This is a genomic window from Lacticaseibacillus baoqingensis, from assembly GCF_003946165.1.
Classification (GTDB): domain Bacteria; phylum Bacillota; class Bacilli; order Lactobacillales; family Lactobacillaceae; genus Lacticaseibacillus; species Lacticaseibacillus baoqingensis.
This window is the reverse complement of sequence record NZ_RHOI01000019.1, coordinates 18,645-42,155: the sequence shown is the minus strand read 5'-3', so window position 1 is coordinate 42,155 and position 23,511 is coordinate 18,645. Positions and strand designations below refer to the sequence as shown.

The window sequence follows — 23,511 nt, the reverse complement described above, 5'->3', positions numbered from 1 at the left end:
AAAGGATAATCGTACAATGAAAAATATGGGATTTCGGTGGTATGGGCCAAAAGATGACCCGATCACCTTGCAAAATATTCGTCAGATTCCAGGCACCACTCAAGTCGTCGGCGCGTTGTTTGACGTGCCGGTGGGCGAAGTTTGGCCAAAGGAAAAAATTGCCGAATTAAAGCGTGAAGTGGAAGCTGCCGGGTTGAAGCTGGAAGTGATCGAATCCGTCAACATTCATGATGACATCAAGATCGGCAAGCCTAGCCGCGACCAATACATCGAAAACTACAAGCAAACGATCCGCAACCTGGCTGAGTACGGCATCAAAGTGATTTGCTACAACTTCATGCCAGTGTTCGACTGGCTGCGCACCGACTTGCATTATGTGTTAGCCGACGGGTCCAACGACATGGCTTTTGAAGCAGACAAGTTAGCCGATGATCCTCAAGAGATCATTGACTCCACCCGCAATGGCAGCAACGGTTACACCTTGCCTGGTTGGGAACCGGAACGCTTGGCGACGATCGAAGGCTTATTTAAAGCCTATAAAGACGTGGACGAAGCCAAGCTGCGCGAGAATATGAAGTATTTCTTGGACGCGATCATTCCAGTTTGTGAGGAATGTGATGTCCGCATGGCCATGCATCCAGACGATCCGCCTCGTCCGTTATTCGGCTTGCCGCGGATCTATAAGAATGCCGAAGACATGCGGGCGATCGAAGCGATGCATGAATCTAAATACAACGGCTTCACGATTTGTACCGGTTCTTTAGGCGAAAATCCTAACAACGATGTGCCAGCGATCATTCGCGAATTCGTTGCCAAAGACCGCGCTCCATTTATCCATGCGCGCAACATCAAGTTCATGAATGCCAAAGGCGACTTCCATGAATCTGCGCACCTTTCTGAATGCGGGAGCTTGGATATGTATGAGATCATGAAGGCCTTGCATGATACCCATTTTGACGGCTATATTCGCCCAGATCATGGGCGTAATATTTGGGGCGAAGACGGGGTGCCTGGTTACGGGTTGTACGACCGCGCGCTGGGTATCGCCTACTTGAATGGCTTATGGGAAGCTTTGGAAAAAAATAACTAGCGTGGTGTTGGCGCCGCTGGTCAAAATAGGAGCCGCTGCCGGTTGGGCGCGACTCCTATTTTTGACGCAGTTGCGGTATTCTATAGAAGAAGACGAAATCTGATATGGAGGGCACAGCATATGGAAACATTACAAACATTGAATCAGCGTACGGCGATCCGGTCATATACCGGTGAAGCACCAAGTGAAGCGGCATTGACGCAGATCTTGCAAGCGGCACAAGCGGCGCCGGTGGCGATGGGGCAATTTGAACATTATCACCTTAGCGTCATCAGCGATCCGGCGATCTTGCAGGCGATCGATGCTGCCGGGGCGGCCCAATTTGGCCGTGAGCACATGTTGTATGGCGCACCAGTGTTTGTCGTTGTGGCCGCGAAGTCAGCCCATGAGGCATTGACCAATGCAGAATATGCCAGTGCCGGGATCATCGTGCACAACATGGCATTGGCTGCGGTGGATCAAGGTGTGGCCAGTTGTTATATCTGGGGTGTGATCGCCGCTTTGAATCAATCACCGGCAGTGTTGGCACAATTGCATTTGCCAGCTGGGTTCATCCCCACTTGCGGCTTGACGCTGGGGATGAGTACGCAAGCCTATGCGCCGCGGCAGATCGCAGCCGATAAAATCACCACGACGCGCTTGTAACCTGATTTGGTGTCAACAAGGAGGATGCAATGCCGAAAGTGTATTTTTTGTGTACCGGCAACTCATGCCGCAGCCAAATGGCAGAAGGTTTTGCCAAGACGCTGCTTGGTTGGGATTGGCAAGTGGCCAGTGCCGGTATTGAGCGGCATGGGTTGAATCCATTGGCCGTGCAAGTGATGGCAGAAGCCGGGATCGATATTTCCCAGCAGCAGTCAAAACTGATCGATCCAGCTTACTTGCAAAGCGCCGATTTAGTGGTGACCTTGTGCGGCGACGCGCGTGATCGCTGTCCGGTGACACCGGCATCGGTGCGTCGATTGCATTGGCCGCTTCCAGATCCGGCGCAAGCTACTGGCACACTGGCACAGCGCTTAGCGGTGTTTCGTCAAGTACGTGATGAGATCAAGCAGCGGGTGCTGGCTTTGCCGTTGGCTTAGTCGCTGCAAAAAAAGGCAAGTCGTTATGACTTGTCTTTTTTAATGGTGATCGGCTGGGGGTGCGCGAAAAAGTAGCCTTGGCCGCGGGTGATCCCCAAGCTGGTTGCCAACGCGCTGTCAGCTTGATCTTCAATGCCTTCAAAGGTGAAGAGTAATTGGTGGGTCTCAGCTTGTTCAAACCAAAAATGCAAGGCAGCGCGTTGTGCGGCAGTGGTGGGGGTGCCCAAGCGGCGAAGGTTTTGGATCGCGAATTTGAGCGTATTGACATAAGGCAGCATGGGTTTGATCGCCGGATATAAATTGTCTGAGCCGACATCGTCTAAGGCAATCAAGATGCCCGCTTGCTGATATTGGGCGCCGATGGTTTTAAGCGTTTGAAAATCAGGGGTCTGCATCAGCTCGATCGTCAGTTGGCGCGGTTTCATCTTAGTTTGGGCAAAAGCGGTCAACGCGTTTAACATCTTGGGATCGGCAAATTGCTGGTTCGTCAAGTTGATGCTCACGCTTTGCGGGAGCAAACACTTAAGGGCGGTGTTTAAGAGGTGGATGGTCGTTTGGCTGTCGATGTCGAAGTCCGTCGGGATCCGCCAGTGCGGGGTGGTTGCAGTCCATTGCCGCAGTAAGAGTTCATAAACGATCACTCGCTTGGTAGTGATATTAACAATGGGTTGGGCGAAATATTGGTAGGGTGTCATGCGGTCTCCTTATCGGTCTATATTAATATTATTATGGCACGATTTGGCCGGACCGGCGAACCAATTATCGACCGGGATGTACAGCCGACAATTTTTAGTCAATTCGTTCACAAAGATATGTACCTTTCATTGACAGCCCTTGATATTAATGGTGTAATGATAGTTTGTATGCAAGTATATAAATAATCTTTAGATAATTTGATTGTTATATGGCGAACACGGATTCGTTGCTTGGGGGATGCTTACAATGAGAGCAATCAATAAAGAAACAAAGGTAAGATTCAAGCTATACAAAGATGGCAAGAATTGGGTAGCGGCAGGGATCGCAACGGCAGTGATCTTGCCGGTTGCGCTTTTTTCCGCTACTTTGTTAGCGCCGCCGGCCAGTGTGCGCGCTACTAGCAGCGATGCCGGTTATGTGTATAAAGGCAGCAGTGACGCGCAAGTCGTCGCACAAGTCATGCAAGGCATCGCCAACGGTACCGTGTATGATGCGACGCCAACTGGCTCCAGTTCGGTGCTGGTAGAACAGCAAGATATTGCCACGTTAGCAGCGGCGCATTTGCATTTGACGCTGAATGGCGATCGTTGGACGATTTCTGCCGCCAAAGACGCCACTAAGGCTGATCTCAACACTGTTTTGAGTCAAGTCGGGTTCCCGTCTGCAGCCGCGCTGCAAAATCCGACTGCTCCGGCTAATATGCAAGCGATCTTGAATTTTGTCGCGGCTAGCGGCATTTTATCGGTCAATGGCGGGACGACAGATCATCCTGGCGCGGTGAAAACCAGCTGGATGAATAACAGTCTGATCTCTGGGGATGATTTTTCCATGGGGACCACCGGCACGCTCAATCAATCTAATAAACCGGTTGGCAGCACTGGCTATGGCGCCGTGATCTCCGGTATTTTAACGGTGCCGTCAGCGGATAATGCCCCGATGCCAGCAAGCAAGATCTTATTGACAGATAGCGGCTATATCACCGGTCAAACGAATATTCCTAACACCGTTTTAGACGAAGCCAAAGCTGGGGGCTTCACGTTTTCTGACGGGTCAATGGCAGATTCGCTGCGCGCTTTAAAGACGGCAGTAACGACCATTGACAACAGCTTTGGTTCGGCAACCGCTGCGGCGACGCAAGATCAATACAATTCCTATATTTATAATCTTGATTTCAAAACGGCGACTCGAGATGCCAATGGCAATTATGTCTTTACGCTTGATTCCTCAAAATTAAACGCGACGACTCAATACAGCCTTAACTTCACCAACAAAGACGCTTATCAAGGCGGCAACGTCGTGATCCACGTCACTGGCGGCAATGAGGTCAATTTGTCGCGCATGACGCATTTTGGCAGTGATAACACCGGCTTTTTAACCAATGGCAGCAAGCTGGTCTTGTCGGTACCTAATGGCAATACGGTTGATGTCAGTGATGTTGATGGCGTCGCAGATGCAGGCAGCTTAGTGCTGCTGGCACCGCAATCTGACATTATCACGACGGTTGGCGGTTATGCGGGCTTCGTCGGGGCGATCAACGGAGATGGCAGCGGCAACGGTTATGTGGTGCCAAGCGATCCCAATAACCCGGTCAATATTCCGACTGGTGGCGGCAAAACGCCGCCGGCAACTGATACCAATACGGGCAAAACGCCGCCAACCAACACTGGCGACACGCCAACTGGTGATCACACCACCAATCAGCCGCAAACTAAAAAAGTGATCGCCACGCAAACTATTCATTATACCTATGGCGATGGCGTCACCGGCAATGCCGCAGACTTGCCTAAAGATACGACCGAAACCACGACCATCACCGATGATGGCCAAGGGCATATCAAGGTAGATACGCCTTTTAAGATCGCCGTTAAGACGCAAGCAATCAAAGTGACGGCCGCTAATGGGGATGTCACGACTTATTCAGGGACGGCTGATAATCGCGGCTGGGATGAGCAAACCTTGATCACCCAAGCCAAAGCGGTGCCTGACGGCGATGCTTTGCATCACACGATCACCGTGACGTATTATCCATCCACTTCAACGAAGCACAAAACGTTAACGGTGACTGATGTCGTCGATTACGATTTTGCAGACGGGTCTTCTGGTGATCCACATCTTTTACCAACTGATTATAACCGGAATGTAACGGTATCCTATGTTGAAACGACCGATTCGCAAGGCGACGTTTCCTATAGTGACTGGCAGATCACCAAAGGCATCGATAAGCTCGTCGTGCCAACTGTCAGCGGCTATGTGGCAAAAGCCGATGATGATATCGATGATGCCGGGATTTTAGCCATGCTGCAAGCAAACGGCCCGGCGATCCCGACGCTGTTTACTGACGTGGATTATGCCATGGTTGCAGTCGGCGGTTTACAAGGCAGCGGCTCTGGTGTGCCAGATCCAGTATTTGAGCCGACAGGCGAAGTCGGCGGTTTACAAGGCAGCGGCTCTGGTGTGCCAGATCCTGTGTTTGAACCGACAGGCGAAGTTGGCGGCGTGCAAGGCAGCGGTTCCGGTGTGCCTGACCCGGTATTTGAGCCGACAGGCGAAGTTGGGGGCGTGCAAGGCAGTGGTTCTGGTGTGCCTGACCCAGTATTTGAGCCGACCGGCGAAGTTGGGGGCTTGCAAGGCAGTGGTTCTGGTGTGCCTGACCCAGTCTTTGAGCCAACTGGTGAAGTTGGGGGCGTGCAAGGCAGCGGTTCTGGTGTGCCTGACCCAGTCTTTGAGCCAACTGGTGAAGTTGGGGGCGTGCAAGGCAGCGGTTCTGGTGTGCCTGACCCAGTCTTTGAGCCAACTGGTGAAGTTGGGGGCGTGCAAGGCAGCGGTTCTGGTGTGCCTGACCCAGTCTTTGAGCCAACTGGTGAAGTTGGGGGCGTGCAAGGCAGCGGTTCTGGTGTGCCTGACCCAGTCTTTGAGCCAACTGGTGAAGTTGGGGGCGTGCAAGGCAGCGGTTCTGGTGTGCCTGACCCGGTATTTGAGCCAACTGGTGAAGTTGGGGGCGTGCAAGGCAGCGGTTCTGGTGTGCCCGATCCCGTATTTGAACCAACCGGTGAAGTTGGTGATGGGGTGCAGTCATGGACGATTAGTGAAGTTCCTGACGATGCGCCTCATGTCACGCCAAGCGACGGCCAGACCACGCCGCCAAGCGACGGTCAAACGACGCCGCCAAGCGACGGTCAAACGACGCCGCCAAGCAACGGTCAAACGCCGCCGCCAAGCGACGGTCAAACGACGCCGCCAAGCGACGGCCAAACGACGCCGCCAAGCGATGGTCAAACGACGCCGCCAAGTGACGGCCAAACGACGCCGCCAAGTGACGGCCAAACGACCCCGCCAAGCAACGGTCAAACGACGCCGCCAAGCGACGGTCAAACGACCCCGCCAAGTGACGGCCAAACGACGCCGCCAAGCGACGGTCAAACGACGCCGCCAAGTGACGGCCAAACGACGCCGCCAAGCAACGGTCAAACCACGCCGCCAAGCAACGGTCAAACGACGCCGCCAAGTGACGGCCAAACGACGCCGCCAAGCGACGGGCAGACGACGCCGCCAAGCGACGGTCAAACGACCCCGCCAAGTGGCGGTCAGACCACGCCGCCAAGCGACGGTCAAACCACCCCGCCAAGCGACGGTCAAACGACGCCTCCAAGCGACGGTCAAACCACCCCGCCAAGCGACGGTCAAACGACGCCGCCAACCGCAAACGTGACGACGCCGCCAACCACAGGCACGACCACACCACTGACCGGTAATGCAACGCCTACCCCAACACCGGCAGCTCCTGCTTCGGCTGCGCCAACGACGCCGGCAGGTCAGGTCACACCGAATGTTGCGACACCGCAACAAGGGGTAGTCGCACCACCGCTTCAGTCGCAAACCATCACGATGGTCGATGCAACGCAAGCGCCGACTGCCGCAGTTGGTGAACAAGCGGTTGCCAACGCTGACCAAAATGGCATCGCGCCAGCTGCTGCGCCACAAGCTAAGCAGGCGTTGAGCGATATCCCGACGTTGAGTACGGCGGCAACGCCAGCCGCGACGCCAGCTGATCCAGTGACGCCGCCGGTTGATTTTCGTGACGATAGTGCCGAGTTAACGCATGGCAACATTTTCACCGCTGGTGGCGCGCCAGGGATGGCGGACTACACGTTCTTCTCCCAACCCGTCATGAATACCGCGACGAACTCCGTCGATCATTATGAGTTGTTGTTGCGGGTCTGGGATTCTAAGCAAGGCGGCTGGCACTTGCCGGCAAGCTTTGGCATCCCCGCTTCCATGGAAGCGCACTTGATGGCACGTGCCGTGGCGCAATTGGATGTGAAAAATGTCTCGATCAACTTTACCCCAGCGCAGTTTCTTGATGATGACACGCAAAAGGCCTTAACCTCTTTGGCACAAAGCAAAGACGTTGGCCATGTGACGGTTGAACTTGGCACCGTGCCAGATGCGACAGTTGCGGCTAGTGCTAAGACTTATCAAGATGCCGGCATCACGGTGACCTTGGACAATCTGGGTAATCAAGGCTCCACAACTGAAGTGGCCCCGGTTGCCGATCAAGTCGATAACTTGAAGGTATCATTGCGCGGCATGCGTCAAAACGGTGATGATCTGACTCAGATCACCAAGAATCTGGCTGCATGGCAAAAAGTTGCGCAAGCACATGGCAACCTGCTAGAAGTCGAAGGCCTGGAAACTGCTGATGAACTAGCGGTGACTAACGCCTTGGGGATCACCCATGTGCAAGGGTATTACTTCAGCCGCCCGGCCATGCCAGGGACTCGTGCTGATCTGATGTAGTCAGGCTTTTGCTTGAGGTGAGCAGTTTCACCGTGGCAAGCGGCTTTGCAGCACAACTTGATTTGCGGTTGTGCTGTGAGGCCGCTTGTTGTGTTTCGCATTGGTATTTCTAATTTGAGGGAGGAACTTTGAAAACATACACTTATTTTTCCCAGGCGATCATGGACAGCGCCACGCGTGAAGTGGTCGGCTATGAGCTGCTGTTGCGGTTGTGGCAGGCGCAGCAAAAACAATGGTGTTTGCCTAAAGATTTTGAGATCACGGTAAAAAAACAAATGCGCATGATGCAGGCGGTCTTGCAGACGTTGCCGGTCAAAAATGTCAGCATCAACTTAACGGCGCGACAATTTGCCAGCCCAAATACGATGCAGCAGCTGATCGCTTTTACGCATTCCACGCCAGCGCTGCACCAGCTGATGATCGAATTGACCCAAGCGCCGACTCTTGCAGAAGTCTTATCGATCGGCCAACAATATCGCCAAGCTGGGATCAGCGTGGCTTTAGACGATGTCGGCACTGAGATCACAGACGCAGCGTTGGTGCGCCAGTTAGCCCCGCATGTCGACATGCTCAAATACGCCTTGCAGAATTTGCGGGCCAATGGGCAAGCGGCCAAGGCGCAAGCACAAATCAAATATTGGCAGCAGCTGGCATTAGCTGCTGGAACGGATTTCACGTTGGAAGGGTTGGAGTCCAGTGCGGATGTGCAGCTGGCTAGCCGCTTGGGAATCAAATGGACCCAAGGCTTTTACTTCAACAAGCCGAGTGCCCCGTTACAAACCAGTCTCAATACGCCTTTGTATTAAATCAGGCTTGGTCACGCAGAATGTGCGTGACCAAGCCTTTTTTAGTGGGCTCAAGGCAAAGTCAGCCTGGCACATGAAAATGGATAGCTGGCGTGCTGTCGTGATGATCATTATTCGCCTAGACTCATATAAGTAAAACGTTTACAGATAATAAAAAATATGTGTTAACGAAAGGCGACATCATGATGGTACAAATGCCGTATCTCGAATCTTATGTACAGTTTCCCACTGGCCGGATGACTTTAACGCAGATCCAACAGATTTTTACGACGATCCCTTTTGAAATCGACTTGATCGACCACACCGATCATTTTAGCTGGTATTCAAACCAGCCGCAGCGTGAGCATGTGCGGACGCTGAAGGATTTAGGCGAACACGTGCAAAAATGCCACCCGGCCAAGGCTTGGCCGATCGTCGCCAAGATCATTCAAAGCTTTAAAGACGGCAGCCGTGATGCTGTGGCCCGCCCCTTGGTGATGAATGGGCACCGGGTATTCATTCAATATTTCGCGTTAAGAGACGTCAACGGGGAATACTTGGGGACCATCGAGTTTACCGGCAGTGCGGAACCGATCTTGCAAGCGCTTGAAAATGGCGGGTGGTCTGATGCCAGTTCTGGCGCCTCTAAAGCCGATGGCAAAACCGGCGTGCCGGCAGTCACAGATGCCGATACCGGTGCGTCAACGCATCCGGAAACTGGAGCCGTGGCTGATGCCGGGACGTCGCAAACCGATGCTTATTCAGGCGCCTCGCAATCTGATAGCACCGGGCCATTTAGCGATTCTGGTCAGGCGACCGATGCGATGACTGGGGCTTCAGAATATTAGTCAGGAGGGAACAACATGACGACACCAGATTTTGGTAATGTGCAAGCGATTGACGTTTTAAATCTGAAAAGCTTAGAAAAACGCGCCGAAGCCTTGATCGGCCGCGGCGAATTCGGGTATATCACCGAAGGCTCAGATGATGGTTACACCAAGTGGCGCAACACCAATGCGTTCAAAGACGTCCATATGCTGCCGCGGGTATTGCAAGACGTCGCTGAGCCGGATCAAAGCACGACGTTGTTAGGGGAAAAGTTAAAATCCCCATTGATGACCGCGCCGATCGCTGGCAATGCGCTGGCGCATCCCAGCGGTGAAATCGGCTTAGCCAAAGGGGCCAAAGAAGCGGGGATCATGATGGCCCAAAGCACCTTTGCTTCTAAAACGATTGCCGAAACTGCGGCGGTATCAGCCGGCGCACCGTATTTGTTCCAGTTGTATATGCCCAAAGATTGGGGCTATTGCCAATACTTGCTGGATGAAGCCCGCCAAGCCAACGCTTTGGCCATCGTTTTGACTGCTGATTCGACGTTAGGCGGTTATCGGGAATTAGATGTGATCAACCGGTACCATCTGAAGGGGAAAATCGCCAATCTTGCCGGTTACAACACAGGCGAAAACGGCGCGGGAGCAGGTTCGTTGTTCAAAGAATCCATGCAAAAACTGAACCTTGAGCTGATCGACAAGCTCGCTGCTTATTCGCATCTGCCGATCATCATCAAAGGGATCCAAACGCCAGCTGACGCGGACGCGGCAATCAAAGCAGGGGCAGCTGGGATCTATGTGTCCAATCATGGCGGCCGCCAGCTTGACGGGGCGCCTGGTTCGATCGAATGTTTGCCGGCGATCGCCAAAGTGGTTGCGCACCGCGTGCCGATCATTTTCGACGGCGGGGTCCAGCGCGGGACCCATGTGTTGAAGGCTTTGGCGTTAGGGGCTGATTTGGTCGGCGTCGGGCGGCCATTCAGTTACGGCTTAGCTTTAGGCGGGTGGAAAGGCGTGAAGGCCGTGGCCGATCACTTGAAGATGGAGATCTTCATTGCGATGCAGCTCACCGGCTGTCAAACCATCGACGCGGTCAAGCAGATGCATTGTACTACCAGTTTTGAAATTTGATCATGACTGCGCGTCTGCTTGAGAATACGAAGAGGTGCGGTTTTTTATACTTTAATATATGGTAATTTGAAACAGTTATGTCAGTTTAAACAAACAATCTGTGTAGTTACAAACATGGTCTAAAACGGTGATTAGCACTAGACTTCTTCTTGTAAAACGTTTTCAGTGCAACGTAATGACAGCGCTGACAGGCAACAGCTTGAGTGTTGCGATGAAACACAATTTAGGAGGCCCATTATGGCACAAACGATCAGCGGTTCCGATGCAGTCCTGAAGGTTATTGAATCTTGGGGTGTCGATCATATTTACGGTTATCCTGGAGGCTCATTTGATTCCACCATGAACGCCTTGTACAACCAAAAGGACAAAATCAAGTTCATCCAAGTCCGGCATGAAGAAGCCGGCGCGCTGGCAGCGGCTGCCGACGCCAAGTTAAGCGGCCAAATCGGCGTTTGCTTTGGCTCTGCCGGGCCTGGGGCGGTGCACTTAATGAACGGCTTGTATGATGCCAAAATCGATCGGGTCCCAGTTTTGGCGATCGTGGCGCAAGTGCCTTCTAAGAACATGAACATCGATTACTTCCAAGCGATGAACGAAGAGCCGATGTTCAACGACGTCGCGGTGTTCAACCACACGGTGATGACTGCGCAAAGCCTGCCGAAGGTGATCGATGAAGCGATCCAAGCCGCTTATGCGCAAAAAGGCGTGGCGGTGGTCACGATCCCCAAAGATTTTGGCTGGGCCCAGATCCAAGACAATTACGTGTCTAACGCTAATACACCGATCAAGCCTTATGCGATCCAACCCGATCCAGTGCAGATCCAAGCGGCGGTCAAGCTGATCGCCCAAGCCAAAGGACCGTTGCTCTATTTTGGCTTAGGCGCCAAGCATGCGGCCAAGCAGTTGCAAAAAGTCTCTGAAAAATTCAAGATGCCGCTGGTTTCATCGGTATTAGCCAAAGGCATCTTGGATGAAGATTACCCCGCTTACTTAGGCTCGACCGGCCGCGTTGCGCCAAAACCTGGTGTCGAAGCCGGGATGGCCACCGACTTGATCTTGTGGGTCGGCAATGACGTGCCGTTTGCCAGCATGTTGTTTAATCCGCAAGCTAAAGTCATCCAAATCGATATTGAAGCCACGAAGTTAGGCAAGCGCCGCCATGATGATGTGGCGATTTTAGCCGACGCCAAATCCGCCTTGAAAGCCTTGTTAAAAGCCGGGGATGAACGTGCAGCGACCCCGTTTTACGAAGCGTCGATCGCCAATAAACAAAACTGGCGGGATTGGCAAGCCAGCTTCAAAGACGCCCAAGAATTGCCAGTGCGCCCAGAGCCGATTTTTGATGTGTTGAATCACACCGCGTCGCCAAAAGCGGTATGGGCGGTGGATGTCGGCAATATCAACATCAATTTCGAACGGCTGATCGACAGCGTCCATACGCAAAAATGGACCACCAGCGGCAAATACGCCACGATGGGTTATGGCCTGCCGGCGGCCATTGCGGCCAAAGTCCGCTATCCGCACCGTGATGTCTATAGTCTCAGCGGCGATGGCGCGTTTGCCATGTTGTGCGAAGAGCTGTTGACGCAGTATAAGTATCACTTGCACATCATCAACGTGGTGTTTTCCAATCAGACGCTGGGCTATATCGAAGCCGAGCAGCGCGATGATTCCCACCAGCCGCTTTCAGGGGTCGATATCCCCGATACCAATTGGGCTAAAGTCGCTGAAGGCATGGGAGCCAAAGGTTTCACTGCGCACACTAAAGCCGAATTTCAAGCCGCGATCGACGCCGCCCAAAAAACGTCGCTGCCAGTAGTCATCGATGTCAAATTGACGCACAAGATGCCATTTACCACACAGCATATGTACCTGGATCCCGCTTATCAAGATCCCGCTAAGATCGCCGCATTCGTCGACCAATATGATGCCCAAGCCCTGCGGCCATTGCGTGCTTTCTTACAAGACGCAAAAGCAAAACCGGCAAGCAAGCCGGCAAAACACCATCACAAGCACGATCAATTGTCATAAGGAGGCCGGCGCATGGAACAGATCCGCTTGAATACCACTAATATCGCCACGTTTTCAGGCGCAAAGCCATGCGTGTTGGCCCTGGGCTTTTTTGACGGTGTGCATCGCGGCCATCAACGGGTGATCGCCATGGCCAAACAGCTAGCTGTGGCCCGCAAGCTGCCTTTGGCGGTGATGACCTTTGATCAACATGCTTCACAGGTGTTTGCCAGTCCTGCCAGTGCCCGTTTTCGCTACTTGACGACCTTGACGCAAAAAGCCGCCATCATGGCGCAATTAGGTGTTGATCGGCTATATGTCGTGCATTTTGATGCAGCGTTTGCCAGCCTGGCGCCAGCGGCTTTTGTGACGGATTATCTCGTCAAGCTGCGCGCTTGCCAAGTCGTTGCCGGGTTTGATTATACGTTTGGCCAAGGCGGCCGCGCAGGGGTGCAAGCTTTGACGCATTTAGCCGCAAAGCGGTTTGAGACCACAGTCGTCAGCGAGTATCAACAAGGCTGCCAAAAGATCTCCTCGACGCGCATCCGCCAACTCGTTGCGACGGGCAAGCTCGAAGCTGCAGAAGCCTTACTGGGACATCCTTATCAAGTCGCGTTCACCGCTTTGGGAAAGGATCTAGTGCCGGTGATCGCCCAACAGCTGCCGCCAGCCGGCTTTTGGCAGGCGACGACGGCAACCGGGGAGCAGGTGTTGGTGCATCTCGTGGATCAGCGGGTCTATGGTTTGGCCGCAGCAGGCATTGTGCAGTTGCGGATTGACCAAGCACAAATCGTGCAGGCATTTGGTTAAGTGGCTGCAGCGTTAATTATGGAGGCAATTATGACAAAAAAACCGGATTTTGATGGTACGTACATTATGTTCCCGACTGGGCGGCTGACACTGACCGAAGTCCAACAGATCTTTAATACGATCCCTTTTGAAATCGACTTGATCGACCACACCGACCACTTCACTTATTTTTCTGATAAGCCGAATCGCGAACATGTGCGTTCAGTCGATGAGCTAAACGAAACGGTTGCTGAATGCCACCCGGTACGGGTCTTGCCGGTCGTGATGAAAATCATCAACAGCTTCAAAGACGGCACTAAAGACTTTGTCGTGCGGCCGCTGGTCATGCATGGGCATCGTGTTTTCATCCAATATTATGCCTTGCGGGACGTCGATGGGACTTATTTAGGAACCATTGAATTCACCGGCAGCGCTGAACCGATCTTGACCGCTTATGAAAATGGCGGTTGGGCAGATGCCGCCAGCGGCGCGTCGCAAGCAGTAGCGACGCCAACAGTCGATGCCACCAGCGGCGCGTCAGCAACAGAAGCCGCTCCGGCAGTCGATGCCACCAGCGGCGCATCAGAAACAGAAGCGGCGCCAGCAGTCGATGCCACCAGCGGCGCATCGGAAACGCCGACCGACAGCCATCAACCAGGACCGTTTACTTATGATCTATAAGGCGGCCGCCGAGTCAGTCCGGATCACAGCCGCAATGACGGCGCTTGACAGACGCGCTGCTGGTAACGATAAAAAAGCCCTGGACAACATAGTGGTTGTCCAGGGCTTTTGCTTGAGATCATGGCTGCAACAGGATCTTGCGCACACAAAGGACACGGACGGTTTCCCGCTCGTGTCCCATTTTGCTGATTGCCTGCGATCTCGAGGTGCTGGTTGGGGATCTGGCTTTTTTTGACAGTTTCAATAAGCCTAAGCGTTGCCGCTTAGTGCCGGTGGTACATTTTCCGTCGATCGCAATCGACGGTTCCGAGGGTCACCCTGATGTCCCCAGCGCAACGTACCTGGGGAGAAGTAAAGATGTCGACCTTCTGAGAGGACGAATCACGATGCTTTCACATCGCCGGAATGATTCGTCGACTGGACAGGAACTCACCGCAACGGCGCCCGTTAACGGACCTTCCAGCCATGGCTTGCCGATGTAGTGAGTATAGCATGTAAGCGGGTACATGGCAAGCAAAAAGTGTTATTTTTGTGACTATAAATTCTTTTATAAAAGTCATCTAAATTATAAACCCCGTTATTTAACCGCACAGATTGCCTGGCGCTGCGGTTGCAGACCATTACTCATTAGCTGGCGCTGCGCGACAGCGTCAGTGATGACTAATGACCATGATAATGAAGCATTGCTTAATCTACCTGATTGATCGGGGTGCCAGCCAAAAACGCTTCGATATTGGCGCCGATCATTTGCACCAGCCGCTGACGGGTTTCTAAGCCGCGCCAGCCCATGTGCGGGGTGACGATCACATTGGGCAGCGTAAACAGCGGACTAGCTGGATCCAGCGGCTCGTGTGCCTGCACGTCCAAGCCGGCGCCGGCAATAGTATGATTTTGCAGCGCGTTGATCAAGGCCGGTTCATCGACGAGACCGCCGCGGGCCGTGTTGATCAAAAAGCTGCTGGGTTTCATCAACGCTAAGGTTTCGGCGTTGATCAAGTGCTGGGTGGCTGGTGTCAAAGGCAGGTTCAATGACACAAAATCGCTTTTGGCCAATAGGTCATTTAAGGTGGTGAAGTGGATCCCTTTGCGATCGGCTCGTGGGGTACGCGTGTTGACCAAGATCGTCATGTCTAAGGCTTGGGCGATCTTGATCACGTTTTGGCCAATGTGCCCAAAGCCGATCACGCCTAAGGTCTTATCGTTGAGTTCCACATGGTCGACTTGTAAGTGCTGGGTAAAATTCGTATAGTCGTGATGGGCCAACATGGTCAATTGTTGTTGCATGGAACTGGCCAAATTCAGCATTAACATGATCGCCGTGTGGGCGACGCGCTGGGTGCTGTATTCCGGGATATTGGTCAAGGCGATGCCTTTTTCGCGCAAGGCGTCAAGGTCATGATTGTTGTAGCCCGTCCCGGCTTCAACGACTAATTTGACACTGGCCGGGAATTGCCGCACGACGGCACCTGAAAGCGGCATTTCTTTGGTCACGACCACTGTTGCATCAGCGACTCGCGGCAAGATCTCTGCTTCGGCAGTGGTGGGATAAACCACCACGTCACTGCCGATAGTGGACCAGTCGATGTGGCCGTCATAATTGACCACATCGCCGTTGAGGACGACGACTTTTGACATAATTGATTCCTCCTAAAGGGTTTTCTTCATTATAGGCTTGGCTGCGGACAGATGCCAAAATATGGTATGCTGGATCATGTTATGCACGGATCGAATAAGGAGTGACGTGAGCAGATGAAGAACAGACAAAACCTTGCTTTGGCGGTAGCGACAGTGACCATTGGCGTCGTGGCCGGCATTGGGGCAGTGATCTTGAGCCTGTTTCTTGAAGTGATCGAAAAGTTATTGTTGAATTTTCACGAAACGGCCAGCCATCCCTATGCCTGGCCGGTGAGCCCCCAACGCCGCGTGTTGGTGTTGGCGGGGGTAGGGATCGTGTCGGCGGTGAGCTGGTGGGTGATCCGCAACAAGCTAAAACCCACTGTCAGCGTGCGCGATGCCGTCGCCGGCGACGCCATGCCGGTGGGGTCGACGATTTTACATACCTTCACGCAAATGCTGTTTGTGGGTGCCGGCGGTTCCGTGGGGCGTGAATTAGCGCCGCGTGAATTAGCAGCGATGCTGTCGCAGTGGTGGCAACGCCAAATGCGCCGCTATCTTCACTTGGAGCTTGCCGCCAGCGATCGGCGTTTATTGACCGCAGCAGCTGCCGGCGCCGGTTTTGCCGGCGTGTATATTGCGCCGATCACCGGGATGTTGTTTAGTGTTGAGATCTTATGGAAAAACGTCTCGCGCCGCAGTGTGATCGTGAGTTTGGCGATGTCGGTGATCGCGACGTTTGTCGGGTCGTGGTTAAAAGGGTTCAACCCTTATTACTTGCTTGCCAAGACGAATTTCACCCCGCAAAACTGCTTGATCGTATTGGTGATCGGGCCGGTGTGTGGGGTGTTAGGGGCACTTTTTCGCCGCGGGATCCAGCGTGCCGGCATGCAGCAAGCGCAGCGGCGGACCTTGTTGTGGCAGTTGCCGTTAGTGGCGCTTTTGACGGGCATCATCGCCGTTTGGTTCCCGCAAGTGACCGGTAATGGCCGGGCGCTTGCGCAAATGGTGTTTGATAATCAACAAGCCAATTTGGTGCCGTGGCTGCTTTTAAGCGCGGCGATCAAGGCCTTGGTCACGTTGTTGAGTTTAAAAGCAGGCGCTGCTGGCGGCACGCTGACGCCATCGATCGCCATTGGCGCGGCGATCGGCGCGACAGTTGGGACGCTGATGAGCCCATTGTTGCCAAGTGTGCCGGTGTGGCAATGTGCCATGCTCGGCGCAGCGGCATTATTAGCGGTATCCCAACAAGCGCCTTTAATGGCGATGTTTATGTTGTTTGAAGTGAGCCACTTAAACTATAGTGCGCTGTTGCCGATGGGGTTGGGGATCGTGTTAGCAATGGTCGTGGCTAACTGGTTTTTGCCGCCGAAGCAGCCGCAAGTGGAAACTGGTGAAGCTGAAACGGCTGAACGCTTGCAAGCCAAAGTCGACCGAGTATTAGAAAACGAGCAGTGAAATAAGGCGGCACCGTGATTTTGCGGTGCTGCCTTTATTGTGGCTAAGAGGGGGATCAGATCCGCCTCGGTAAAAAAGCCTGAGTCAGCGGCGTTAATCCCTAGAGGCCAGTTTTAACCAAATTGATTGCCAGGTATTTTTTTTTTTTTTTTGAAAAGGGTTACAATCGTGTTGGAAATCAACTGGATCACCGGCGCTGCTATTGCCGCCGGCAGTGAAAGAACAGAGAAAAACGATGAAAATTTGCAAACATCGGCGCTTACTGCATACCGGATCGTTGATTCTTCAGCTGTTGCTGATCATCGGGTGCCAGCACGCTTTGACAGCCGCTGTGCCGACATACTTGACGCTTACTGGTAAAGTTGTCTTTGCCGTGGCTTTTGCAGGCCCCCCGTTGCTTGCGGATGCAGGTTACTTAGCGGTTTTGGCGCTGCTGTCGCTTGCTCTTGGGCGCTTGGCGATGACGATGAAAGAGCGCTTTGATGCCTATGCGCCATTAGTTGCAGAGCTGTTGGTCATTTTGGAAGTTTGGACCGCTTTATTTAGCTGGGCTTTGGTGGGCTATATGTTAAGCGTCAGCGGCATTGCTGCCATTTTCACGGTTGTCAACGTGATTGCCATCGGTGCGGTTGTGGTAGCCGGGGTGCGGTGGCTGCAACACACTAAGTTAATGCGATGATTTGCTGAAAAAGCGGTTTAGTCTTGCGCTCAGGGCTTGGCCGTTTTGGCCTGCTTTGAAGGTGGTACACCAGTGTCTCGCCTTTGCCCGAGTCTTTCAAGGCCAGCTTCGGGATGTATCTCTTAGCGTGGGTGAGGCTCAGGCTGCCTCGCTGTTGATGTCTGGGAATGCGCACCACCATACCCAGCCACATGCGCGTGTGCCGGCATATAAGCGCATGTGGCAACAACGGGACTTCTGACAGCAGCTGTATACGACATTTACAATTAGTCAGTCGATCAGCGCTCACCCGCGGAAGTACACGACATGCGTGACTGCTTTGGCGATGGCTTGGATCTGGTTAAAATCAGCGGTGGGACTGGTAGTCATGATCGCCAGCATGAAGCGGTGTCCGTCTGGCAAGGTGACGATCGCCGCATCGCTCATACTGTAGCCGAGCTGGCCGGTGATGTTTTGCACTTGGGCTTGCGGCAGTAATTGTTTGACGCCAGCGCAGATCCCATTGCGGCGGACTTGTGCTTGAAGATCGCGGCGAATGCGGCGCTGCATTTGCCGGTGGGCAAACGGCGGCTGTTGATCGGCGAGCAGGCGTAACAACGAAACTAAGTCGTTGGTCGTGGTTTGATCCTCGGCAACGTAGCTAAAAGGCGGCGTCAGCCCTAATTTTTCGAGGTAGCGGTTGAGTGTTACCTTACCATACCGCTGTAAAATCGTGTTGGCATAATAAGGCCCATTATTGGCCAGCATCATTTTCATCCCGGCAGAATCACTGGCGGTCCAAGTTTTTGCCCCGGTGGCCTGTAAATGACTCAAATAAGCGGCAATGGCTAGATGTGTGCTGCTGCCTGCCAGACGCAAGCGTGTGCCTAATGCATTGACCTTGACGCTGCCTGCAGTATTCAGCGGGTCATCGGCGCGTTTGGCGGCAGGGGAGTTGGCTTGCGGGGCCAAATTGGCGAAACTCACGCTGACGTCTGCAGTGGCGGTCACTTGTGTGAGATATTGATGCAGCTGCCGGCGGATCAAAGCGGCTTCTGGGAAAATGGGTTCTTGATCAACCAGTTTAGGAACAGACGCCGATGCAGCCGGCGGCAAGACCTGTTGGGTGATGTCAGGGGCGAGGCGGACCTTGTGGGGGTGAGCCGTGGTGGCCAGATAAAACGTGGCGATTGCTGCCACCAGCAAGGTACTGCCAATTAATTTAGCCGGCAGGCGATATTGGGGTTTGAGCCGGGGCCAGTGATTTGCTTTTGGCATGACGTCAACTCCTTTCCGAGTCAACTTCATGATAATATCAAAAAAAAAAAAACAATATCAAGTTTTATGATCACGCCTGAAAAACAACCGGCGTTTTGCGGCAGCAAAATTTTAATCGCAAGCGTTTTCCTAATATGCGATAATGATACCGAAAGGGGCCGATAAGCGCGGGTTTTGGGTCCGCTTATCCGGTGATCAAGCATGTCAAAACCACGTCGTCGATTGAAAAAAAGCGTTAAGCGCACACTTTGGGGAATTTTAATTGTGATCATTGCATTGCTGGCTTGGCACCATCGTCCCCAACAAAAAACGCCAGCGCCTGCTGACCAGCCGGCACAAACACAAGGCAAGCGCACCAGCAAAACCAAAGTTTCAGTTGAAAAAAACTTGACTGCAAAGTGGCAGGCGCTGTTGGCGGCGCATCCGGACATCCCGATTTCAGTGGCGGTGTATTCCAAGCAATACGGGGTCACAGTGGCGTTGAACAATCACAAATCGACCCCGAACACCACCGCCAGTATCGTTAAAGTGGCGATGCTGGTGCAGTTATTGCACACCCATCGTGCCGCTGGCGAAAAGCTGATCGCTGCTGAGCACACCTATGCGGAAGCGGCGATCCAAAACAGTGACAATGCCGCTGCCACCGGATTGTATCAGGCAATCGGGAACAGCCAAGGGTTGACGACGCTGTTTGATGCACTGCAAATGACCAATTCAGTGGCGAATTCAAGCGGGTGGGTGTTAACGACCACGGCCGCCAGCGATCAGCTCAAGTTGTTAGAGCAGATCTTTTATGCTAAAGACTACTTATCCAGTGCGTCGCGCGCGTATGTGCAAGCGGAAATGGGTGCAGTCCAAGCCGATCAGCAATGGGGCGTGTCCGCCGGCAGCCGCACGTTTCAATTAAAAAACGGCTGGCGCCTCAATGGGGACAACACCTGGATCGTCAATAGTATCGGCCATTTGGGCTCCGGCAAGCGCAGCTGTACGATCGCGGTGCTGACGGATCGCAATGCCAGCTTGAAAACCGGGATCAAATTGGTTGAGCAGTTTGCCCGCGTCGCCGGCACGGAATTAGATTTGGCGCAATGATCGGCGCAAGCACCAGTCGTTTTCATGTCGGGGCAGGAGTGCCCCTTGTTTTTCTGAAAGCTGTCGCTTACACTATTAGGCACGACCACTAATAGGAGGCACGACTTTGGATTTTGGGATGACAAACAGCGTGATCGAGGCGCTATATCGGCTCAATACGCGCAATCAAGCCTATGTCGCCGCGCAGCTGCGGGCATTAGACTTGACGATCCATCAAGCGCGAAGCCTGCAATTTATTGCGCAACATCCGCAAACGAATCAAAAGGCCTTGGCCCATTATTTAGGCAAGCATGATGCCACCGTGACAAATTTGCTGAAAGTGCTGGAAAAACGCCAATTACTGACGCGGATGCTGACACCAGGCGATGAGCGCCAAAAGCAGCTCACGCTGACAGCTGCTGGACAAGCGGCAGTTGCTTCCGCGCAAGCCATTTTTGCCCATCGGGAACAACAGATCGCCGAGTTATTGTCGGCCATGGGGCATGAACAATTGGTCCATACCTTACAAAATTTAGCCGGGCAGCTCGATCAATGACAATAAAAACACCAGGCGGATAACGCCTGGTGTTTTTATTGTGTTAGCTGAAGATCAGCGGGTTTTGGCCGGTCCAATTTAAATAGTATAAAAATACCAGGAGTGCATTGCCGATCAGCGAAAACACGATCACCGCAAAACGCAGCGTGAAGACATGCGACCAGGTGTTAAAATTAAAATACCCTTTGCGCTTGCCGCGATAGCCAAAGGTCATCACCAGCAAGATCAGGGTCAACAGCACTTGCAAACCCAAGCCTAAACCATACCAGCCGCCTTGGCGCTGCGCGTACCAGCTGCCAGCGGCGATTACATCGATTAAAAGGGCAATAAAAGGCATCAGCAACCTCCGTTAGTGAATGGCAACGTGTAAATAATAATCAAAAAATGCGGCGGTGCCTGGCAAGGCAAAAGCAGCATAGCCCATGGCATGGCGGGTGCCAGGTACCACATGAATGGCAATATTGCTGTCGTGAGCCGCGGCGCGTTCAACAAACCGCAACGCGCCAGTCAAAGGCGCCAGCTCATCGGTGCTATTGTATAGCATCGTCGGTCCCAGCTTGGCCGTCAAGTGCTCCATGGGGTTGACCGCCGCCAAATGTGCGGCGCTTAAATCGCCTAGATAAGCTTGGATAAAGTATTTGTAAAACGCATCGTTAACATCGTGGCGGTCACCTTCAGCGGCGACATCGGGGCGAATATCCGGGTGGCGTTGGACCCAAGTCGCAAAATCCACGATTGGGCTCCAGGCCACGGTGGGCCAGCTGGTGGCCAGGCTTTGGGTGATGGCCATCGTTCCGCCGGCAGAAGCCCCAAGCAAGCCAATGTGGCGGCGATCAAAATCATGTGGTGAAGCCAACAGCCAGCGGCAAAATGCGGCCAAGTCGTCTTGGGCAGCAGGAAATTGATGCGCCGGCGCCAAGCGAAAGTTAGGGATCGCCACAAAGTAGCCTCGGTGGGCAAAATACTTGCCGATCGCCACATCATTTTGCTTGTCACCGCGGATCCAACCGCCGCCATGCACAAAGATCACCGCCGGCGCTTGGGCTTGGTCAGGCAGATAAAGATCGGTTTTTTGTAATGGGTCGCTGCCGTAAGCGACATCGTTAATTACGGTCAAGGCGCACCTCCAATTCACATTTATTTTACCATAGTGCAACGCGGTGCCTTTTGGCAAACCCATCGGCGTGCTAGACTATCCATTATGGAGGAAATTATGCCTTTTACTTTTACCTATCCGGTCACACAAAAGACGACAGTTAAACGCTTATTGCAAGCCCAAGGGGTCAGCCACCGCTTATTGCGCAAATTATTTGATGCCCACAGTGTGTTTATCGATCAGCAAAGCGTCCAAAACGTGGCGGTGCAGCCTGGACAAACCGTTACCTTTACCTTGCCGCCAGAACCGGGCTTGCAGTTGAGCAGCCAGCCGGTGGCGATTTGCTTAGAAACCGCCAATTGGCTGATCGTCAACAAACCAGCTGGGCTGGCGAGTGTGCCTGGTCCCAGCAACCCCAGCGACAGTTTGCTCAATCGCGTCGGCGGGTACTTGGCAGCAGCTGGGATCAACGGTCCGCAACCGGCAATCATCACCCGCCTCGATCGCGACACCACTGGCTTGGTCTTGGTGGCGAAACACACCTTTGCCCAAGGCCGTTTGGATGCGGTGGGGGTCAATCAAGCCGTTGACAAGGCGTATTTGGCGATGGCGGCTGGGACGCTTGCACCTAGGGGCCACTTAACTTGGCCATTAGGCAAAGCCGCAGATGGGATCCATCGAGAGGTGCGTGCCGATGGCCAGCCGGCGGTGACTGATTATCAAGTCGTTGAACAAGGGCCGCATGCCGCATTGGTGCGCGTCAAGCTGGTGACCGGCCGGACGCATCAGATCCGCGCGCATTTTGCCCACATGGGGCATCCGCTAGTTGGCGATGGGCTTTATGGCGGCGATACCCGCCAGTTTGCCACCCAGCTGCTGCAAGCCAGTGAACTGCGCTTCACCGACCCCTTCACTCAGCAAGCGCTCAGTGCAGTCCTGCCGCGGCCAGCCGCATGGCAAACGGCTTTTTGAGCCGGGGCAATTCTCGCCTTGACAAATGCCGGATTTTCGCTATGATTAATAAGTTAGTTTAAATCTAAAAGCGAGGTGAAGAACATGCGTGATAACATTTTACTTGCATGTGCTGAAACCGGCGAACGGATCTACTTGACTTCCAAGAACAAGCGCAACACGCCAGATCGTCTTTCTTTGAAGAAGTATTCTCCAAAGTTACGCAAGCGCGTTACCTTTACTGAAGTTAAAAAGTAGTCCTTCGTCGTCAACGGCCGTGACGACTGACTGCCCCACCAGCTTGCTGGTAGGGCGGTTTTTTAATCTCTCGGACCAGCAAACGACGAAGAAGCCAACGGAGGTAGCTAGATGCGGCTGGTGGGACAGCGGGTCTTGATCCGCGATTTTACTTTAACAGATGCTCCTGACTATCTGGCATATGCTGGCGATTTGGCCGTGTGCCAACCGGCAGGGATGCAGGCAGTATTGGATGAGCAAACGGCAAAAAAGACCCTGCAGCGCTTTGCCTTGGCGCACAGTGATTTTGCCATTGTCTATGCCGGCCGGGTGATCGGGAACATCGGTATTTATCCGCGGGTGTTGCCCAATGGCGCGCCTGATTTGACCACCAAAGAGATCGGTTATGCCTTGGCCCAAGCGTATTGGGGCCAAGGCTTGATGGCAGAAGCGGTGGCGTTAGTTTGCGCGCATTTATTTGCCCAAGGGATCCAAGCCATTTGGGCAGCAGTGTTTCCTGACAATCAGCGCTCGATCGCTTTATTACAGCGGCAAGGTTTTTGTTACCAATTCACGGTGCCGTTGCCGGCAGGATTAGCCTTAGATGCGCCGCGCGATGAGGCCTATTACCGTTTGTTGCCAAACGGATGAAAAGACTGGATTTTTATTTTTAAGTGGCAGTAAAATTATTTTTTCATTTC

Annotated in this window: 22 protein-coding genes; 17 read left to right on the top strand and 5 right to left on the bottom strand. The window is 53.3% G+C overall.

Going from position 1 to position 23,511, the window contains the following annotated elements:
* Nucleotides 1-16 precede the first annotated feature (16 nt).
* From uxuA to arsC, 3 genes are all read left to right on the top strand, one after another.
* Entirely contained in the window at nucleotides 17-1,090 is a 1,074-nt protein-coding gene (gene uxuA / locus EKM91_RS08720; protein ID WP_125752830.1) for a mannonate dehydratase, read from the top strand.
* A gap of 120 nt (nucleotides 1,091-1,210) precedes the next feature.
* Entirely contained in the window at nucleotides 1,211-1,735 is a 525-nt protein-coding gene (locus EKM91_RS08715; protein WP_125752827.1) for a nitroreductase family protein, read from the top strand.
* A gap of 29 nt (nucleotides 1,736-1,764) precedes the next feature.
* Nucleotides 1,765-2,172, top strand: a complete 408-nt coding sequence (arsC, locus tag EKM91_RS08710; protein ID WP_125752824.1) for an arsenate reductase (thioredoxin) — start codon at nucleotides 1,765-1,767, stop codon at nucleotides 2,170-2,172.
* A 23-nt stretch (nucleotides 2,173-2,195) separates the two neighbouring features.
* Here the strand turns inward: arsC and EKM91_RS08705 are convergent, their stop codons facing one another.
* On the bottom strand, nucleotides 2,196-2,867 hold the full coding sequence (locus EKM91_RS08705; protein WP_125752821.1) for an EAL domain-containing protein: 672 nt from the start codon (nucleotides 2,865-2,867) through the stop codon (nucleotides 2,196-2,198).
* Between the two features lie 247 nt (nucleotides 2,868-3,114).
* Between EKM91_RS08705 and EKM91_RS08700 the strand changes: the two genes are divergently transcribed.
* From EKM91_RS08700 to EKM91_RS08670, 7 genes are all read left to right on the top strand, one after another.
* Complete coding sequence (locus EKM91_RS08700; protein ID WP_164508518.1) at nucleotides 3,115-7,665, top strand: EAL domain-containing protein; 4,551 nt, start codon at nucleotides 3,115-3,117, stop codon at nucleotides 7,663-7,665.
* A gap of 128 nt (nucleotides 7,666-7,793) precedes the next feature.
* Complete coding sequence (locus tag EKM91_RS08695) at nucleotides 7,794-8,471, top strand: EAL domain-containing protein (RefSeq protein WP_125752815.1); 678 nt, start codon at nucleotides 7,794-7,796, stop codon at nucleotides 8,469-8,471.
* Nucleotides 8,472-8,632: 161 nt separating this feature from the next.
* The gene (locus EKM91_RS08690) at nucleotides 8,633-9,298 is read left to right on the top strand and encodes a PAS domain-containing protein (protein WP_225419486.1); all 666 of its coding nucleotides are present in this window, start codon (nucleotides 8,633-8,635) and stop codon (nucleotides 9,296-9,298) included.
* A 15-nt stretch (nucleotides 9,299-9,313) separates the two neighbouring features.
* Nucleotides 9,314-10,411: an alpha-hydroxy-acid oxidizing protein gene (locus EKM91_RS08685; protein ID WP_125752809.1), complete on the top strand. Its 1,098-nt coding sequence runs from the start codon at nucleotides 9,314-9,316 to the stop codon at nucleotides 10,409-10,411.
* 237 nt (nucleotides 10,412-10,648) lie between these two features.
* Complete coding sequence (gene spxB, locus EKM91_RS08680) at nucleotides 10,649-12,442, top strand: pyruvate oxidase (protein WP_125752806.1); 1,794 nt, start codon at nucleotides 10,649-10,651, stop codon at nucleotides 12,440-12,442.
* A gap of 12 nt (nucleotides 12,443-12,454) precedes the next feature.
* Complete coding sequence (locus tag EKM91_RS08675; protein WP_125752803.1) at nucleotides 12,455-13,231, top strand: FAD synthetase family protein; 777 nt, start codon at nucleotides 12,455-12,457, stop codon at nucleotides 13,229-13,231.
* Between the two features lie 30 nt (nucleotides 13,232-13,261).
* A complete protein-coding gene (locus tag EKM91_RS08670; RefSeq protein ID WP_225419485.1) occupies nucleotides 13,262-13,891 on the top strand; it encodes a PAS domain-containing protein in 630 nt (209 codons plus the stop codon).
* 687 nt (nucleotides 13,892-14,578) lie between these two features.
* Here EKM91_RS08670 and EKM91_RS08665 read toward each other — a convergent pair.
* Nucleotides 14,579-15,526 carry a 2-hydroxyacid dehydrogenase gene (locus EKM91_RS08665; protein ID WP_225419484.1) on the bottom strand — a complete coding sequence of 316 codons (948 nt, stop codon included), beginning with the start codon at nucleotides 15,524-15,526 and terminating at the stop codon, nucleotides 14,579-14,581.
* 114 nt (nucleotides 15,527-15,640) lie between these two features.
* On the opposite strand from EKM91_RS08665, the gene EKM91_RS08660 reads away from it, so the two are divergent.
* Together EKM91_RS08660 and EKM91_RS08655 are read left to right on the top strand one after the other, a co-directional pair.
* The gene (locus EKM91_RS08660; RefSeq protein WP_125752794.1) at nucleotides 15,641-16,963 is read left to right on the top strand and encodes a chloride channel protein; all 1,323 of its coding nucleotides are present in this window, start codon (nucleotides 15,641-15,643) and stop codon (nucleotides 16,961-16,963) included.
* 235 nt (nucleotides 16,964-17,198) lie between these two features.
* Nucleotides 17,199-17,642, top strand: a complete 444-nt coding sequence (locus tag EKM91_RS08655; protein ID WP_125752791.1) for a hypothetical protein — start codon at nucleotides 17,199-17,201, stop codon at nucleotides 17,640-17,642.
* 285 nt (nucleotides 17,643-17,927) lie between these two features.
* On the opposite strand, the gene EKM91_RS08650 is transcribed toward EKM91_RS08655, so the two are convergent.
* On the bottom strand, nucleotides 17,928-18,899 hold the full coding sequence (locus EKM91_RS08650; RefSeq protein ID WP_164508517.1) for a serine hydrolase: 972 nt from the start codon (nucleotides 18,897-18,899) through the stop codon (nucleotides 17,928-17,930).
* A 264-nt stretch (nucleotides 18,900-19,163) separates the two neighbouring features.
* Between EKM91_RS08650 and EKM91_RS08645 the strand changes: the two genes are divergently transcribed.
* The gene (locus EKM91_RS08645) at nucleotides 19,164-19,991 is read left to right on the top strand and encodes a serine hydrolase (protein ID WP_125752785.1); all 828 of its coding nucleotides are present in this window, start codon (nucleotides 19,164-19,166) and stop codon (nucleotides 19,989-19,991) included.
* 106 nt (nucleotides 19,992-20,097) lie between these two features.
* A complete protein-coding gene (locus EKM91_RS08640) occupies nucleotides 20,098-20,526 on the top strand; it encodes a MarR family winged helix-turn-helix transcriptional regulator (protein ID WP_125752782.1) in 429 nt (142 codons plus the stop codon).
* Nucleotides 20,527-20,569: 43 nt separating this feature from the next.
* Here the strand turns inward: EKM91_RS08640 and EKM91_RS08635 are convergent, their stop codons facing one another.
* Entirely contained in the window at nucleotides 20,570-20,863 is a 294-nt protein-coding gene (locus EKM91_RS08635) for a hypothetical protein (protein WP_125752780.1), read from the bottom strand.
* A gap of 12 nt (nucleotides 20,864-20,875) precedes the next feature.
* Complete coding sequence (locus tag EKM91_RS08630; RefSeq protein WP_225419483.1) at nucleotides 20,876-21,643, bottom strand: alpha/beta hydrolase; 768 nt, start codon at nucleotides 21,641-21,643, stop codon at nucleotides 20,876-20,878.
* A 96-nt stretch (nucleotides 21,644-21,739) separates the two neighbouring features.
* Between EKM91_RS08630 and EKM91_RS08625 the strand changes: the two genes are divergently transcribed.
* The 3 genes from EKM91_RS08625 (at nucleotide 21,740) to EKM91_RS08615 (ending at nucleotide 23,461) form a co-directional block, all read left to right on the top strand.
* The gene (locus tag EKM91_RS08625) at nucleotides 21,740-22,594 is read left to right on the top strand and encodes an RluA family pseudouridine synthase (RefSeq protein ID WP_125752774.1); all 855 of its coding nucleotides are present in this window, start codon (nucleotides 21,740-21,742) and stop codon (nucleotides 22,592-22,594) included.
* A gap of 84 nt (nucleotides 22,595-22,678) precedes the next feature.
* On the top strand, nucleotides 22,679-22,831 hold the full coding sequence (gene rpmG, locus EKM91_RS08620; protein ID WP_054718962.1) for a 50S ribosomal protein L33: 153 nt from the start codon (nucleotides 22,679-22,681) through the stop codon (nucleotides 22,829-22,831).
* Nucleotides 22,832-22,942: 111 nt separating this feature from the next.
* The gene (locus tag EKM91_RS08615; protein WP_164508516.1) at nucleotides 22,943-23,461 is read left to right on the top strand and encodes a GNAT family N-acetyltransferase; all 519 of its coding nucleotides are present in this window, start codon (nucleotides 22,943-22,945) and stop codon (nucleotides 23,459-23,461) included.
* Nucleotides 23,462-23,511 lie beyond the last annotated feature (50 nt).